Origin of the sequence: Desulfosarcina sp. (assembly GCF_046496365.1) — a bacterium.
Taxonomy (GTDB): domain Bacteria; phylum Desulfobacterota; class Desulfobacteria; order Desulfobacterales; family Desulfosarcinaceae; genus Desulfosarcina.
This window is the reverse complement of the sequence record NZ_JAWOHB010000128.1, coordinates 1-14,552: the sequence shown is the minus strand read 5'-3', so window position 1 is coordinate 14,552 and position 14,552 is coordinate 1. Positions and strand designations below refer to the sequence as shown.

At 52.2% G+C, this 14,552-nt stretch carries 29 protein-coding genes and 2 pseudogenes; all 31 read right to left on the bottom strand.

Annotation, left to right across the window (positions count from 1 at the left end):
- Positions 1–154: 154 nt before the first annotated feature.
- Positions 155–904, bottom strand: a complete 750-nt coding sequence (locus R6V78_RS11740) for a hypothetical protein (RefSeq protein WP_410289545.1) — start codon at positions 902–904, stop codon at positions 155–157.
- Positions 905–1,075: 171 nt separating this feature from the next.
- Positions 1,076–1,741, bottom strand: a complete 666-nt coding sequence (locus R6V78_RS11735) for a hypothetical protein (RefSeq protein WP_410289544.1) — start codon at positions 1,739–1,741, stop codon at positions 1,076–1,078.
- Between the two features lie 126 nt (positions 1,742–1,867).
- Positions 1,868–2,308, bottom strand: coding sequence for a hypothetical protein (locus R6V78_RS11730; RefSeq protein ID WP_410289543.1), 441 nt, complete (start codon positions 2,306–2,308; stop codon positions 1,868–1,870).
- Positions 2,250–2,435 (bottom strand): annotated as a pseudogene (locus R6V78_RS11725) (30S ribosomal protein S4); the annotation flags it as partial. The gene R6V78_RS11730 and the pseudogene R6V78_RS11725, both read right to left, overlap by 59 nt.
- Positions 2,436–2,506: 71 nt before the next feature.
- A complete protein-coding gene (rpsK, locus tag R6V78_RS11720; protein ID WP_410289542.1) occupies positions 2,507–2,893 on the bottom strand; it encodes a 30S ribosomal protein S11 in 387 nt (128 codons plus the stop codon).
- A gap of 25 nt (positions 2,894–2,918) precedes the next feature.
- Entirely contained in the window at positions 2,919–3,299 is a 381-nt protein-coding gene (gene rpsM, locus R6V78_RS11715) for a 30S ribosomal protein S13 (RefSeq protein WP_410289541.1), read from the bottom strand.
- 13 nt (positions 3,300–3,312) lie between these two features.
- Positions 3,313–3,426, bottom strand: coding sequence for a 50S ribosomal protein L36 (rpmJ, locus tag R6V78_RS11710; protein ID WP_083456323.1), 114 nt, complete (start codon positions 3,424–3,426; stop codon positions 3,313–3,315).
- 82 nt (positions 3,427–3,508) lie between these two features.
- Complete coding sequence (infA, locus tag R6V78_RS11705) at positions 3,509–3,727, bottom strand: translation initiation factor IF-1 (RefSeq protein WP_410289540.1); 219 nt, start codon at positions 3,725–3,727, stop codon at positions 3,509–3,511.
- Positions 3,728–3,799: 72 nt separating this feature from the next.
- On the bottom strand, positions 3,800–5,110 hold the full coding sequence (secY, locus tag R6V78_RS11700; protein ID WP_410289539.1) for a preprotein translocase subunit SecY: 1,311 nt from the start codon (positions 5,108–5,110) through the stop codon (positions 3,800–3,802).
- A gap of 2 nt (positions 5,111–5,112) precedes the next feature.
- Positions 5,113–5,553: a 50S ribosomal protein L15 gene (gene rplO / locus R6V78_RS11695; protein ID WP_410289538.1), complete on the bottom strand. Its 441-nt coding sequence runs from the start codon at positions 5,551–5,553 to the stop codon at positions 5,113–5,115.
- 3 nt (positions 5,554–5,556) lie between these two features.
- On the bottom strand, positions 5,557–5,739 hold the full coding sequence (gene rpmD, locus R6V78_RS11690; protein WP_410289537.1) for a 50S ribosomal protein L30: 183 nt from the start codon (positions 5,737–5,739) through the stop codon (positions 5,557–5,559).
- Positions 5,740–5,751: 12 nt separating this feature from the next.
- Positions 5,752–6,249 (bottom strand): 30S ribosomal protein S5, encoded by a 498-nt coding sequence (gene rpsE / locus R6V78_RS11685; RefSeq protein ID WP_410289536.1) that lies wholly within the window; start codon positions 6,247–6,249, stop codon positions 5,752–5,754.
- A 25-nt stretch (positions 6,250–6,274) separates the two neighbouring features.
- Entirely contained in the window at positions 6,275–6,643 is a 369-nt protein-coding gene (gene rplR, locus R6V78_RS11680; protein WP_410289535.1) for a 50S ribosomal protein L18, read from the bottom strand.
- A gap of 34 nt (positions 6,644–6,677) precedes the next feature.
- On the bottom strand, positions 6,678–7,217 hold the full coding sequence (gene rplF / locus R6V78_RS11675) for a 50S ribosomal protein L6 (protein ID WP_410289534.1): 540 nt from the start codon (positions 7,215–7,217) through the stop codon (positions 6,678–6,680).
- Positions 7,218–7,300: 83 nt separating this feature from the next.
- Positions 7,301–7,693 (bottom strand): 30S ribosomal protein S8, encoded by a 393-nt coding sequence (gene rpsH, locus R6V78_RS11670; RefSeq protein ID WP_410289533.1) that lies wholly within the window; start codon positions 7,691–7,693, stop codon positions 7,301–7,303.
- A gap of 44 nt (positions 7,694–7,737) precedes the next feature.
- Positions 7,738–7,923, bottom strand: coding sequence for a type Z 30S ribosomal protein S14 (locus tag R6V78_RS11665; protein ID WP_410289532.1), 186 nt, complete (start codon positions 7,921–7,923; stop codon positions 7,738–7,740).
- A 29-nt stretch (positions 7,924–7,952) separates the two neighbouring features.
- Positions 7,953–8,492, bottom strand: a complete 540-nt coding sequence (gene rplE / locus R6V78_RS11660; protein WP_410289531.1) for a 50S ribosomal protein L5 — start codon at positions 8,490–8,492, stop codon at positions 7,953–7,955.
- Positions 8,493–8,526: 34 nt separating this feature from the next.
- The gene (gene rplX, locus R6V78_RS11655) at positions 8,527–8,841 is read right to left on the bottom strand and encodes a 50S ribosomal protein L24 (RefSeq protein WP_410289546.1); all 315 of its coding nucleotides are present in this window, start codon (positions 8,839–8,841) and stop codon (positions 8,527–8,529) included.
- Between the two features lie 44 nt (positions 8,842–8,885).
- Positions 8,886–9,254 carry a 50S ribosomal protein L14 gene (gene rplN, locus R6V78_RS11650; protein ID WP_410289530.1) on the bottom strand — a complete coding sequence of 123 codons (369 nt, stop codon included), beginning with the start codon at positions 9,252–9,254 and terminating at the stop codon, positions 8,886–8,888.
- Between the two features lie 18 nt (positions 9,255–9,272).
- Positions 9,273–9,530, bottom strand: coding sequence for a 30S ribosomal protein S17 (gene rpsQ / locus R6V78_RS11645; RefSeq protein ID WP_410289529.1), 258 nt, complete (start codon positions 9,528–9,530; stop codon positions 9,273–9,275).
- The gene (gene rpmC, locus R6V78_RS11640; RefSeq protein ID WP_410289528.1) at positions 9,527–9,742 is read right to left on the bottom strand and encodes a 50S ribosomal protein L29; all 216 of its coding nucleotides are present in this window, start codon (positions 9,740–9,742) and stop codon (positions 9,527–9,529) included. The genes rpsQ and rpmC overlap by 4 nt, the downstream gene beginning before the upstream one ends.
- Positions 9,742–10,155: a 50S ribosomal protein L16 gene (gene rplP / locus R6V78_RS11635; protein WP_410289527.1), complete on the bottom strand. Its 414-nt coding sequence runs from the start codon at positions 10,153–10,155 to the stop codon at positions 9,742–9,744. Before rplP ends, rpmC begins: the two co-directional genes overlap by 1 nt.
- Before the next feature lie 18 nt (positions 10,156–10,173).
- Positions 10,174–10,824: a 30S ribosomal protein S3 gene (rpsC, locus tag R6V78_RS11630; RefSeq protein WP_410289526.1), complete on the bottom strand. Its 651-nt coding sequence runs from the start codon at positions 10,822–10,824 to the stop codon at positions 10,174–10,176.
- Between the two features lie 13 nt (positions 10,825–10,837).
- Entirely contained in the window at positions 10,838–11,179 is a 342-nt protein-coding gene (rplV, locus tag R6V78_RS11625; protein WP_410289525.1) for a 50S ribosomal protein L22, read from the bottom strand.
- Between the two features lie 16 nt (positions 11,180–11,195).
- Complete coding sequence (gene rpsS, locus R6V78_RS11620; RefSeq protein ID WP_410289524.1) at positions 11,196–11,477, bottom strand: 30S ribosomal protein S19; 282 nt, start codon at positions 11,475–11,477, stop codon at positions 11,196–11,198.
- Positions 11,478–11,550: 73 nt separating this feature from the next.
- Positions 11,551–12,375: a 50S ribosomal protein L2 gene (gene rplB / locus R6V78_RS11615; protein WP_410289523.1), complete on the bottom strand. Its 825-nt coding sequence runs from the start codon at positions 12,373–12,375 to the stop codon at positions 11,551–11,553.
- A 17-nt stretch (positions 12,376–12,392) separates the two neighbouring features.
- Positions 12,393–12,680: a 50S ribosomal protein L23 gene (rplW, locus tag R6V78_RS11610; protein ID WP_410289522.1), complete on the bottom strand. Its 288-nt coding sequence runs from the start codon at positions 12,678–12,680 to the stop codon at positions 12,393–12,395.
- Positions 12,680–13,300 (bottom strand): 50S ribosomal protein L4, encoded by a 621-nt coding sequence (gene rplD, locus R6V78_RS11605; protein WP_410289521.1) that lies wholly within the window; start codon positions 13,298–13,300, stop codon positions 12,680–12,682. Before rplD ends, rplW begins: the two co-directional genes overlap by 1 nt.
- 86 nt (positions 13,301–13,386) lie before the next feature.
- Positions 13,387–14,016 (bottom strand): 50S ribosomal protein L3, encoded by a 630-nt coding sequence (gene rplC, locus R6V78_RS11600; RefSeq protein ID WP_410289520.1) that lies wholly within the window; start codon positions 14,014–14,016, stop codon positions 13,387–13,389.
- 15 nt (positions 14,017–14,031) lie between these two features.
- On the bottom strand, positions 14,032–14,337 hold the full coding sequence (gene rpsJ, locus R6V78_RS11595) for a 30S ribosomal protein S10 (protein WP_231715721.1): 306 nt from the start codon (positions 14,335–14,337) through the stop codon (positions 14,032–14,034).
- Positions 14,338–14,360: 23 nt separating this feature from the next.
- Positions 14,361–14,552, bottom strand: a pseudogene (gene tuf / locus R6V78_RS11590) (elongation factor Tu); the annotation flags it as partial.

Genomic DNA, 14,552 nt, shown 5'->3' with positions numbered 1-14,552 from the left:
CTCACGACTGCTCCCGTTCCGTGGCCCAGCGGCACTCGGCGGCTCGACAGTTCCGATTCTCAGCCTAACGTGATGCCGCTCAGCGGCGGGGCGGACCTGGCGCGGGCCGTGCTCTGCACGGGCCGTGACAGGGCCGAACCGCCCGCTGCAGCGGCTAGTTAGACATTGCCCCCCTTGAGGAGGCGATTGTGGGAGCAAAGCACACTCTCCAATTGTAGCGCGCGAGCCGCAGTTCAAGAGGGTACCCTTTGAGAGGTGTGTTCTGCCAATAGACAAGCCCCCTGAAAGCCGCATCAGATGCGATCGTCGTCCCGTCGATCAGGCCAGCATCGTAGAACCACCGGGCCAGAGACATCAACTTCTGATTCTGTTCGGCGGCCATACTGTTTCCGAGAGCGATAAGAGAGTTGCCCAAGTCGGTATAGGGGTCTGCGTGCGGCGTAATCGTGGTGTAGGCAGAGTCACCGACGAACCTGGTGGCCGCAGTGTAGCTATACTTCTGTGGCATCAAAGGCGCCGCACCCTTCGTTTGCGCGAGCAAGAGATTGGCGGCCTCACTGGGCTCCAACCGCTTCATCTGAAGGCGATTGCCGTCCACCAGAACTAGTTCCGAGGGGTCTATGGAAGCCTCTCCATGGCCCAGATTGTAGACGTAGACATCCACGACAAGCAGGTCCTCATACTCCGCCGCTGTGAAGCTCCACACCGTGCTATCCGCGAGACCCATTACGGAATACGACAGAGCCTGCATATCCAGGCTGGCCGCATCCACGCCCTCTAGCGTGCGAGCGAGCTCACTGCAGAGCTGAAGTCCATCACCAGGGTTGGGCGTCAGCACCGAATACTTGATTGCGGCGGGCGTACAACCACAGACCGCAAGACAGAGAACGGCCCCCGGAATCAACGACCATCCGCAATGTCCTCGCCTGCCACCGTGTCGAGTCATGCTGACCTCTCTCGCGATCGCGCCCCTCGAGATATGTCTAACGTCGTGCCGTTCAGCGGCGGGCGGGCCTGGCGCGGGCCGTGCCCTGCACGGGCCGTGACAGGGCCGACTGTCCGCTGCAACGGCAAGTTAGGTGCCCGGGCCACGCCTCCGGCGTTCCTGCCTTGCTTCTTCCAACCTTAGCTCAACCAGGTCCTCGGAAATGGTCTCCACGCGAATGCGATTGAGACGGGTCACGCGATCAAGAGACTTCGACAGCTCCGCTATTGCTTTCCTGATCTCCACGTGAGGGGGGTCACCGACGCCAACGAGCCCAGCGAACTTGTTAGGATCTAAGACGAAGTGCTGGGATTGCTTCTTCCCATCCACGCCCGCGTAGGTCACCTTGGCGTCGACCACCGGCGCGCTCTGGCCCTTCCCCATGATCTCGATGGCTGATGCGAAGAACGAACGAATTACCTGCCCCGGGCCAAGGTATTGCAGCCCGTTGAGCGATTCGAGTATGTGTGCGTCGATCTTCCTGTCTGCTAACTCAGCCGCACTTGGCGCGATAGACCATACTAGGTCCGTCGCCGGCGCCCGACTGTGATTTTGGATCACTAACTCCAGGAGGTGGAAAGAGACAGCGGAGGTCACCAGTGAGACGCTCAATTGCGGGTCTGTCTCGGCTTGGCGCAGACGTCTTGTCTCGCGCACCAGGCTGGCCGTTAGGCAGGCATAGATCACCGTCGAGACGGCCACCATTGCAGTGAAGAGGAGGGTCACGAGTCCAGAGTGCGCCTCGAGCCAGTTCACGTAGAACTTCCTCCATGTGCACCTAACGTCCTGGCGTTCAGCGGCAGGCGGTCCTGGCGCGGCCCGTGCCCTGCACGGGCCGTGACAGGGCCGACTGTCCGCTGCAACGGCTAGTTATGTGGCCGGTCAATGGGTCATCCAGAGGAAGTCAAGTCCTGTCGCTGCCCGTAACTGTTCCAGACGGATCGCGTCACCCATAAGCACCAGACAATCTTGTCCGCCAAGATCATAGTAGATGAGACGCACGCCCGGGACATGCTCCTGAAGGACCTCGTCCAACCGCACGAATACCTCTGGATCCACCCAATCATCATTAACCTTAAGGTCCCACTTGTAGTGTCGGTCACCGACCTTGAAGGCGAGCCATGCAGTTCCTGCCTCCACATCAACGTGGTCCTCAAGATCTGATAGCGCGAGTCTTCCTCCCGACATGTCGGCGACCCTCTCCGCAATGCCGATGTAGTCTCCGGGGCGCGTGATACACTCGGTATCGACGTACCACACGTCATCGGTTTTCGCGAAGCTGAATACCGTAATCTGAAGGCTTGCCGCGCCGTCGCTGCCCATGTTGACCGGGAGCGTACCCTCTCCGATCGAAGGCGCATTTATCAGAGTAGCAGCGGTCCCCTTTTAAAAACAACTTCATATTTTCACGTCGGCATATCCTGCAGACGGAGCCTCTATATCGTGCCAATTCGTCCTCCTTTAAAATCAGACCGTAGCGTGACGCGTCTTGTATGGATTACAAAAACGGTAGGCCGATTATTATACCCGTCTTCTTTTAGGCGGTCGGCAGCCGTTGTGGGGAATAGGTGTGACATCTTTTATCATAGCGACGTTGAAACCCGCTGCCTGAAGGGCGCGCAGTGCTGATTCGCGACCAGCCCCCGGCCCCTTGACATACACCTCAACATTTTTCATTCCATGTTCCATGGCCTTTTTGGCAGCGTCCTCAGCGGTCAACTGTGCGGCAAAAGGGGTGCTTTTACGCGATCCTTTGAAGCCATGAACACCGGAACTGGACCATGCAACCACGTTTCCCATGGAGTCGGTGATAGTAACGATGGTATTGTTAAACGTGGACTGAATATGAACAACTCCACTGGAGATGTTCTTTCTTTCTTTCTTTTTGGTCTTGGCTTTTCTCGGCATTTAATTATTCCTGAAAGATAATGGATTACTTTTTGGCAGCGCCCTTTTTCTTGATTGCTGACCGTTTTGGTCCTTTTCTCGTTCTGGCGTTGGTGCTGGTCCGCTGGCCGCGTACCGGCAGGGATCGCCTATGCCTGAGACCACGGTAACAGCCAAGGTCCATCAGCCTTTTGATATTCATGGAAACTTCCGTTCGAAGCTCCCCCTCCACCTTGAATTCACTATCGATTACCTTGCGTATGCTGTTGATTTCAGCTTCGGAGAGATCGTCTGTACTGGTATTCGGATCCATTTTTAGTTTGTTGAGGATACGATTGGAAGCCGTTCTTCCGATACCATAAATATAGGTCAGACCGATTTCTATCCGTTTACGCCTAGGTAAGTCTACACCAGCGATTCTTGCCAAAGTTCAACCTCCTCTAACCTTGCCTCTGTTTGTGTCTCTTGTTCTCGCAGATAACCCGAACGGTTCCTTTTCGCTTGATGATTTTGCATTTGCTGCAAATTTTCCTAACGGATGCTCTGACCTTCATTATTGACTCCTTGGTACCGCAGTGCGAGAGGTTGCCGCACTGTTTCCGGTTTCCCCTTTTCGGGATTCAGGTTCCTATACGGTTATTTTGACCGATATGTGATTCGACCCCTCGACAGGTCGTAGGGAGAAAGTTCCACCGTGACCTTGTCCCCCGGTAAAATTTTTATAAAATGCATTCTCATTTTGCCGGAGATATGGGCCAGGACCTGGTGTTTGTTTTCCAGTTCGACCTTGAACATCGCATTCGGCAGCGTCTCCAGTACCGTGCCTTCAACTTTGATGGCCTCTTCCTTGGGCATTCCAATCTCCTGCTGTGTTGGTTTAGCGTCCTAATTTAAAGGCACATGGGCTGCATTATTCTTTGGCAGCTTTCAGCGTCTTCCCCGAATGCCGCCCTTTTTAAGGAATCCTTCGTAATGACGGGTTAGCATATGCGATTCTATCTGGGCGATCGTGTCGATAGCCACCCCGACAACGATCAACAGTGCCGTTCCGCCAAAGTAGAAGGGAACATTAAACTGAGCGATCAAAATGGAAGGCAGCACACATACCGCCGAAACATAAATGGCACCGCCCAAGGTGATCCGCGTCAATACCCGGTCGATATAGTCAGCCGTGCGCTTCCCCGGTCGGATTCCGGGAATATAGCCGCCATTTTTTTTCATGTTGTCTGCCACGTCCACGGGGTTAAAGGTCACCGCCGTGTAGAAGTAGCAGAAAAAGAAGATGAATCCGACAAACAGCAGTTCGTAGAAAAAATTTCCCGGGCGCATGGAATCGGCGATGGACTTCATCCAGGGGATCGTAATAAAACTGGCGATGGTTGCCGGAAACATGATGATCGATGATGCAAAGATCGGGGGGATAACCCCGGACGTATTTATTTTGAGCGGCAGATGCGTACTCTGCCCCCCATACATGCGCCGTCCAACCACCCGTTTGGCATACTGGACCGGTATCCGTCGCTGACCCTGCTCAACAAAAATAATGAACCCAATCACTCCCACCATCAGAACAATAAGGATCACAATGGCGAAAATGTTCATGTCTCCGGTGGACATCAGCCTGAAGGTATTCAATATCGCTGCGGGCATCCGCGCGACAATGCCGGCAAAAATAATCAGTGATATACCGTTGCCGATACCCCGCTCGGTAATCTGTTCACCAAGCCACATGATGAAAGCGGTTCCAGCGGTCAGCGTCAGCACCGTCATCAGCCTGAATCCCCATCCGGGGGCCATTACGATGGCCGCCCCGCCTGGAGACGTCATGCTTTCCAGTCCGATGCTGATGCCAAGTCCCTGAATGATACTCAGAACCACCGTGCCGTAACGTGTATATTGAGTGATTTTCTTGCGGCCCTGTTCGCCTTCATTTTTCAAGCGTTCCAAGTGGGGAATCACCACAGTCAGCAGCTGCAAAATAATCGACGCACTGATGTAAGGCATGATACCCAATGCAAAAACGGATAGCTGCTCCAGTGCGCCGCCGGAAAACATGTTGAATATACCGAAGATGGTCCCCTCCATTTTCGCAAAAAAGGAGGCCAGGGCGACGGTATCGATTCCAGGCGTCGGCACATGAACGCCGATTCGATATACAAAAAGCAGGGCAAGGGTGTACAGAATGCGCTTTTTGAGTTCAGGGATCTTGAAAATGTTTCCGAATCCGCTGCCAACCATGCTTAGATGACCTCTATCTTTCCACCAGCAGCCTCTATTTTTTGTCTGGCGCTTTCACTGATCTGGTTGATCCGAACCGTAACAGGAACCTGAAGGTCACCTTTGCCGAGCACCTTGATGCCATCCCGATCGCCTTTCACAAGACCACTTCTGATCAGGACCGCTTCGTCAACGACAGATTGCCCCTCAAACCGGTTCAAATCCTGAACATTGACCACGGCGAACGTTTTTTTGAAGGGGTTTTTAAAACCTCTTTTAGGCAGGCGGCGATGGATGGGCATCTGACCACCCTCGTATCCGGGCCGTACGCCACCACCGGAGCGGGCGTTCTGACCCTTGCTTCCGCGACCAGCTGTTTTTCCGGAACCCGATCCCACCCCGCGTCCAACGCGTTTTCTTGATTTTCGCTGCCCCTTCTCAGGTGCCAAGTCGTTGAGTCTCATCGATTATTTCTCCTCGGCAACCACCAGGTGGGATACCTTTTCAACCATTCCTCTGACGGAAGGGGTATTTTCCAATTCAACGGTGCGATTAAGCTTGGTGAGGCCCATTCCCCGAAGAACCCTGCGGTGTTTTTCGGGCCTTCCAATCATGCTTTTTACCAACGTAATCTTCAGCATCTCACTCATCGTTCGTTATCCTTATTTCAAATCCTGGACCTTGAGTCCACGTCTGGCGGCTACGGACTCGATACTTTCAAGCTGCTTCAACCCATCGACGGTTGCCTTGACAACATTGTGAGGGTTGTTGGTTCCCATACACTTGGTAAGAATATTTTGTATACCCACCGCTTCAAGCACGGCCCGGACCGCACCACCAGCGATCACGCCGGTTCCTTCGGAAGCAGGTTTAAGCATCACCCGGCCTGCACCGAATTTTCCAACAACCTTGAACGGCACGGTTCCTTCGATCAGCGGCACTTTGATCATGGTTTTTTTGGCTTTTTCCACGCCCTTCCGAATGGCTTCAGGGACTTCACCGGCTTTCCCCAGACCGTATCCGACGCTGCCTTCTCCATCTCCAACCACAACAATGGCGCTGAAGCTGAAACGCCGACCACCTTTGACCACCTTCGCCACACGACTGATATGGACAACTTTGTCAATCAGTTGGTTTTCATCCGTATCTTGCTTGAACAAGGGTCTGCCTCCTTAATAGTATAGACTAGAAATCCAACCCCGTTTCCCGGGCTCCTTCGGATAAGGCTTTTATGCGTCCATGATACAGAAAACCGTTACGATCAAATACGACCTTTTTAACGCCTTTGTCCATGGCGCGCTGAGCAAGCAATTTACCCGTAAAAACCGCTTTGGCGACTTTGTTATCGAACTTAGGCTGATCTTTGACCGCTTTTTCATTGCTGCTGGCAGTCGCGATGGTTCTTCCGGTGGTGTCATCAATGATCTGGCCGTAAATATGCTTGGCGCTTCTAAAGACACTGAGTCTGGGTCTCTCCACCGAACTGACGATTCTCTTGCTGACTCTTTTTTTTCTTTTCAGCCAAATTTTCTTTTTTTCTTTTATTGAACCCATTTTCCATTCCTTTGAAACTGCATCAACGGATGTTTTATTTGGTACCGGTTTTTCCAGCCTTCCGCTGGATGTGCTCTTCAGCGTATTTTACGCCCTTACCCTTGTAAGGCTCCGGCTTCCTGAGTTTACGGATCGAGGCCGCGGTCTGCCCGACTTGTTCCTTGTCAATGCCGGTGAGCTTAATCACATTATTCTTTTCAATCTTGGCGCTGATTCCATCGGGCAGAGGAAAGTCGATGGGGTGCGAGTACCCAAGGTTTAAAACAATGGAACTGCCCTTCATCTCAGCGCGATATCCGATGCCATTGATCTCCAGTATTCTTTCGAATCCCTTGCTGACGCCGTTTACCATGTTGGCCACGAGACTGCGGGTCAACCCCTGGATGGAACGGGCCTTCCGCCCTTCCTGGTCGATGATGATGGAGATCACGTTGTCCTTGATCTCAAGGCCAACCGACGCGTGGATGGTTCGGGTCAAGGTACCCTTTTCCCCCTTGACCACCAGCACGCTGTCTTTAAAGTCTATGCTGGTTTTTGCTGGGATTGCGATTGGTTTTTTGCCTACTCGAGACATTTAACGCACCTCTTTTTCACAGCCTGTCGACAACCAGGGTTAGTTCGGAATCAGGGATAAAAATTACCTATTTCGTTTGGCGCCTACCAGAGGGTGCAGAGCACTTCACCGCCGATGTTTTTTTCTCGCGCTGTCTTGTCCGTCATCACACCCTGAGAGGTAGACAAGACGGCAATGCCCATTCCACTGTAAACGGGTTTCACGGATTTGGCCCTGAGATAGCTCCGCCGGCTGGGCTTGCTGACCCGTTCAATGTTGATGATGGTATGTTTCTGGGAACCGGTGTATTTGAGATAAACACGAAGGATGCCCTGTTTTCCATCATTTATGAACTTGTAGTTACGGATATAGCCGGATTCTTTTAGAACCTTGGCAATCTCGGTTTTAATTTTCGATCCGGGAATATCAACACTGTTGTGTTTGGCCTTCCCGGCGTTTCTGATGCGGGTCAACATATCGGCAATCGGATCGCTCATCGCTCTTTCCTACTCTTATTGGTTTTTCAATTTACAATTGGTAATTACCAACTGGACTTTACAACGCCGGGGAGTCTTCCCTGGGAAGCCAGGTTACGGAAGCAAATGCGGCATATGCCGAATTTCCTGATAAATGCCCGAGGCCTTCCGCATATGGGGCACCGATTGTATGCCCGAACGCTGAACTTCGGTGTCCGTTTAACTTTTTCTCTGAGTGATGTCTTGGCCAATGCATTCTCCTTGTAACCGCTCGGCTTGATTAATTCCTGAAAGGCATGCCCATCAATTTGAGGAGTTCTTTTCCCTCTTCATTGCTTTTGGCTGTCGTCACAATGCTGATATTCAAGCCTTTGATTTTGTCGATTTTATCATAGTCGATTTCAGGAAAGATCAATTGTTCTTTAACGCCGAGCGAATAATTCCCGGCCCCATCGAAGGCTTTGCCTGAAATGCCTCTGAAGTCCCTGACGCGCGGCAGCGCCGAGTTGATCAGTTTGTTGAGAAAATCGTACATCCGGTTCTTGCGCAAGGTGACCATGCAGCCGATGGGCATCCCTTCGCGCAGCTTGAAAGCGGCAATGGATTTTTTGGCCCGCGTAACCACCGGCAGCTGTCCGGATATCAGCTTGAGTTCCTCAACGGCCGAATCAATTATCTTGATATTGTGAATTGCCTCACCCAGACCCATGTTGATCACGATCTTTTCGATCTTGGGTATCTCCATCGGGTTGGTGTAACTGAATTTTTCCTTCAGTTTCGGCACCACCGTTTCATCGTAGTATCGTTTGAGCTGTGACATGTTATTCCTCCGAGAGCCTCCCGTTTAACCAGCCCTATACATCTATAATTTCGCTGCATTTTCTGCAGATGCGGACCGTCTTGCCATCGTCCAGGGTCTTTTTTTTCACCCGCACAGGTTCAATGCATTTGTTGCACATCAACATGACATTGGACCAGTGGATCGGCGCTTCGCTCTCGAGAATTCCACCCTGCCGGTTCTGGGCGTTGGGCTTCGTATGCCGTTTGACGATATTGATGTTCTCGACGAGGAGTCGGCTCTTTTTCCGGTTGACCTTAAGAACCTTGCCGACCTTACCCTTGTCCTTGCCGACGATGACCTTGACTTTGTCATCTTTCTTGAGTTGGATTGCGTCTCTGATCATTTCATTTTCTCCAAGGGGCGCAGCATGAATTATAGCACCTCGGGTGCAAGAGATACGATTTTCATAAATCGCTTGGCACGCAGCTCCCGGGCAACAGGCCCGAAAATACGGGTACCCAGAGGCTCACGCTGATTGTTAATCAACACGGCGGAGTTGTCATCAAAACGGATAAATGACCCGTCGGACCGACGGATCGCTTTCTTGGTTCTGACAACAACTGCCTTCAGAACATCGCCCTTTTTAACCTTTGCGTTGGGAATGGCTTCTTTTACGGTTACGACGATAATGTCCCCAATGCCAGCATACCGCCGTTTGGACCCACCCAACACCTTGATGCAGTATAACGCCCGTGCACCCGAGTTGTCCGCCACCGTCAGTTTAGTTTCGGCCTGAATCATTATTATGGTCCTTTATGGCTATACGGCTCTCTCGATAATATCGGTAACACGCCACCGTTTCAACTTGCTGATGGGTCGAGACTCTGTAATCAGCACCTTGTCGCCAATATTGCAGCTGTTGTCCCCATCGTGGGCGACGAATCGATTGCGTCGCCGGATGTATTTTTTATATACCGGATGCTTGACCAGCCGCTCTACCTGAACAACGGCGGTTTTATCCATCTTGTCGCTGACCACGGTACCGATAAGTTGTCTTTTAATTCCGCGATTTTTCATGCCGGCTTCTTCGTCTTCCGTGAGGGTTTATTTTTTTCGTTCAAAATGGTTTTCAAGCGGGCCAGATCCTTTTTCGTTTCCCAGATCTTTTTAGGATTTTCCAGTTGCCCGATTTCATGTTGAAACCGAAGATTGAACAATGATTCATTCAGATCGGCAACCTTCTGCTGAATCTCCTCAGCGTTGAGGTCTCTGATTTCGGTTGCTTTCATTACAGCTCGCTCCTCTCCACAAACCGGGTCTTAATGGGCAACTTGTGGGCAGCTAAACGAAGCGCTTCCATGGCCATTTCCCGAGTGACGCCGGTCATTTCATATAGCACCCGCCCCGGCCTGATGACGGCAACCCAACCTTCGGGTGCGCCTTTTCCCTTACCCATACGAACTTCGGCTGGCTTCTTGGTAAAGGGTTTATCCGGAAATATCCTGATCCAGATTTTGCCTCCCCGCTTGACGTGACGGGTCATGGCTATACGGGCGGCTTCTATCTGTTTGGAGGATATCTTGCCACAATCGGTGGCCTGCAATCCATACTCTCCAAAACTCAGATCGCTTCCCCGGTATGCGGCCCCCTTCATTCTTCCCTTTTGACTCTTACGATATTTGACCTTTTTAGGGCTCAGCATTTCGTATCTCCCACAAGCCTAACCACGATTTTCGGCTTGATCCTTTTTAAGAATTTCGCCATGGAACACAAACACTTTGATTCCGACGATTCCGTAAGTGGTGCGGGCTTCAGTGATTCCGTAATCGATATCAGCCCGCAGGGTATGCAGGGGGACCCGTCCTTCGCGATACCATTCGGTACGAGCCATTTCAGCTCCGCCGAGCCGACCCGAGCAGATTATTTTGACGCCCTGGGCGCCAAACCGCATTGCCGAGGAGACACCACGCTTCATGGCCCGTCTGAAAGCAACGCGGCGTTCAATTTGCATGGCGACATTTTCAGCGACCAACTGGGCATCCACTTCGGGCTTCCTGACTTCCTGGATATCGATCAGAACCTCCTGGCTCACGCGGCCTTCAAGCTCCTTTTTTAATTTCTCGATCTCCGAGCCCTTTTTTCCGATGACAATACCAGGGCGGGCGGTGAAAATTCGCAGTCGAACCCGTCGTGTGGACCGTTCGATTTCGATTTTAGAAACACCTGCATGGTGGAGTTTATCTTTGATGAACTTACGAATCTGATAGTCTTCAAAGATGTATTCGGCATATTTTTTGCCGGCAAACCACCGGGATTCCCAGGTCTTAACGATCCCCAGCCTTAATGAAATAGGGTTGACTTTCTGGCCCAAGCTATTTTCCTCCTTACTGTACGGAACCTTCTGCTAACACGACCGTAATGTGAGCGGTTCTTTTTAGTATACGCGCCCCTCTTCCCCTGGCCCTCGCCTTAAACCGTTTCAGTGAAGGGCCCTGATCGACGAGCAGATTCCTGACAACCAATTGGTCCACGTCGATGCTTGTGTTCTGGTCCGCATTGGCAACAGCCGATCGAACAATTTTCTCGACGATGCCGGCGGATTTCTGCGGCATGAATTTTAATGCGCTGATCGCTGCCTCGGCAGGCTTGCCTTTGATTGCATCGGCGATCATCCTCACTTTCTGAGGAGAAATACGCGCGTATCGTTGTGTTGCTCTGACCTCCATTTAGGGCCTTCCTTTTCTATCTTTTAACCTTGGATTTCTTGTCCGCTGCATGCCCGTAATAGGTTCGCGTCGGAGAAAATTCGCCCAATTTATGCCCAACCATATTTTCAGTGACGAACACCGGAAGGAATTTCCTGCCATTGTGAACCGCAAGGGTGATGCCAACCATTTCAGGCAGGATGGTCGAACGACGCGACCACGTCTTAATGACCTGGTTGCTCCGGGATCCTTGGGCTTCGCTCACTTTCTTAAACAGTTTCTGGTCGACGAAGGGGCCTTTTTTTAACGAACGTGGCATGATGTCTCCTGCTGGTTTTCCATTTCGAGCTGAACGTCCGGCGGCGATTCGCAGGCTTGTTCAGGATATGTTGCTATTTCGTTCGTCGTTTGACGATGTAGCGGTCAGTGCGTTTATTCTTGCGGGTGCGGAAACCCTTTGAGGGCATACCCCACGGTGAACACGGATGTCTGCCACCGGAGGAGCGCCCCTCGCCGCCACCCATGGGATGGTCAACCGGGTTCATGGCTACACCGCGGACCTTTGGTCGCCGGCCTTTCCATCGATTTCGACCGGCTTTTCCCAGGGAGATATTCTCGTGGGTGATATTGCCAAGCTGCCCCACCGTGGCCTTGCAGTTAAGCAGCACCATGCGCACTTCGCCCGATGGCAGTTTGACCAGCGCATAACGATCTTCTTTGGCCATCAGCTGCGCGAACGTACCGGCACTGCGTACGATCTGGCCTCCCTTGCCGATGCGCAGCTCAACATTGTGAATGTGGGTACCCAGCGGGATGTTGGCCAGGGGCAGCGCATTGCCGGGCTGGATATCCGCATCGGGGCCCGACATCACCTTGTCGCCCACCGATAATTTCAGGGGAGCGATGATATAGCGCTTTTCACCGTCTGCATAATGCAGCAGGGCAATGCGGGCAGACCGGTTGGGGTCATATTCGATCGAGGCCACCGTTGCCGGAATGCCTTCTTTGTCCCGTTTGAAATCAATGATTCGGTAGTACCGCTTATGGCCGCCGCCGCGCCGCCTGCTGGTAATGCGGCCGTTTACGTTCCGGCCGCCTGATTTCTTTAGAATCCGGACCAGATTTTTCTCGGGCGATGTCTTGGTGATTTCTTCGAAACCGGGGTAGCTTTGAAAGCGCCGTCCCGGGCTCGTCGGTTTAACTTTTTTAACTGCCATCGTTATGCTCCTAGCGTCTATACACCTTCAAAAAAATCAATCCGTTCACCGGGCATCAGGGTCACGACAGCCTTTTTCCAGTCCTTGCGTTTGCCCAGAATCCGTCCCCGGCGCTTGATTTTCCCCTTGACATGGACCGTACGGGTTTTGGCCACTTTGACGCTGAAAATTTTCTCGATGGCCCGGGTAATCTCAACGCGATTGGCACGCTTGTCGACTTCGAAAGAGAGCTGGTTGTGCTCCTCTTTCTGGATATTGGTCTTTTCGGTAATGACGGGTCTTTTTATGATGTCATACTGATTCATCAGCCCAATCTCCCCTCTATCCCTTCAATTGCCGGCTGAACGAGAACCAGCTTGGGGTATTTAAGAATGTCGTAAACATTCATCCCCTGGGTCTGAAGAATTTTGACTCCAGGTACGTTACGGGAGGAAAGCTCGAGTTTTTCGTTCTTTTCCCCTGTGATGATGAGCGCCTTTTTGGCATCGAGCCGATTGATGATGCCGGCAAACACCTTGGTCTTGATCTCGTCGAGATCAAACTTGTCGACGACCACCAGTTGCTGGTCGCGCGCTCTGCAGGTCAGCGCCATTTTCAGCGCCATCTTTCTGACCTTTTTAAGCACCTTTTGGGTGTACTCCCGTGGATCCGGTCCGAAAACCGAACCGCCCCCGCGAAGGATCGGGGATTTGATGTCGCCTTTTCTCGCGCGCCCCGTTCCTTTTTGCCGATACAGCTTGTGGCGGCTGCCTTTAACGTCGGACCGATGTTTGACCGATGCCGTGCCAGCCCGTTTGGCAGCCATTTGTGCGATGACGACCTGGTGCATAACGCTCTTTTTTACCGGAACATTAAAAATCGAGTCTTTTAGTTCGGTCTGGGAGACTACATCGCCGTCAATATTTACTACATCCACTACAGCCATAATGTTCCTCGTCCACTGCGCCACCTGCAACCCCGTCGCTTCAAAAAATGAAACGCATCGTTTAAGGAGGCCTGAAGTCCTTGTTTTTATGTGAACAGGACCTTGTTAATCGTTACGATTCCAGAACGGCACCCGGGAAGGGGGCCTTTCAGCAAGATGAGATTCTCTTCAGGGCGAATATCAATAATTTCCAAGTTTCTAACCGTCTGGGTATCCCCGCCGTATTGACCGGGCATCTTTTTCCCTTTGGTGACCCTTGATGGCCAGGCGCTGCAGCCGATAGATCCAGTCAGCCGATGACAATGGCCACCGTGGGTCTCCCGTCCGCCGCCGAACCCGTGGCGTTTGATAACGCCTGAGAATCCGCGCCCTTTTGAGGTCCCGGTAACATTGACTTTCTCACCGATGGTGAAAATCTCAGGTCCGATAGCCTGTCCCACGGTGTAGTCCTCTGGTTTTTCCACCCCCACTTCCTTTACGGTGGAAAAGCAAACCTCCCCACTTTTCTTGAAATGCCCTTTCAGCGGTTTGGTGGTCTTGGAGGCTTTTTTGGTGCCGAATCCCAATTGCAGGGCCTTATATCCGTCTGTCTCGTCCTTCTTGATCTGGGTGACCACACAGGGCCCCACCTGCAAAACGGTGACAGGGAAGTATTTTCCATTGGGCGCAAACAGCGAGGTCATGCCCAGTTTTTTTCCTACCAGTCCTTTACACATCTCTCTTATCCCGTATTAAAGTTTGATCTCCACATCCACACCAGGAGACAGATCAAGCTTCATGAGCGCGTCTACAGTCTGCTGAGTCGGTTCAAGAATGTCCAGCAGCCGCTTGTGGGTCCGCATCTCGAACTGCTCCCGTGATTTTTTGTCCACATGGGGAGACCGGAGGACGCAGTACTTGTTGATGGTTGTCGGCAGTGGAATCGGTCCTACGACCTTGGCACCGGTTTTCCGGGCAGTGTCGAAAATATCGCTGGCCGACTGGTCCAGCAGCTTGTGATCGTAGGCCTTGAGCCGGATCCTGATTTTGGAGTTCATTATCATCGTTTTAGGCTCTCTTTTTATTCAATTATCTCGCTGACGACACCGGCACCCACCGTACGGCCACCTTCGCGAATGGCGAACCGAAGCTCCTTCTCCATGGCGATCGGCGTGATCAGTTCGGCCGTGATCGCCACGTTGTCACCCGGCATCACCATCTCCACACCTTCCGGCAGATTCAATATCCCGGTTACGTCCGTCGTACGGAAATA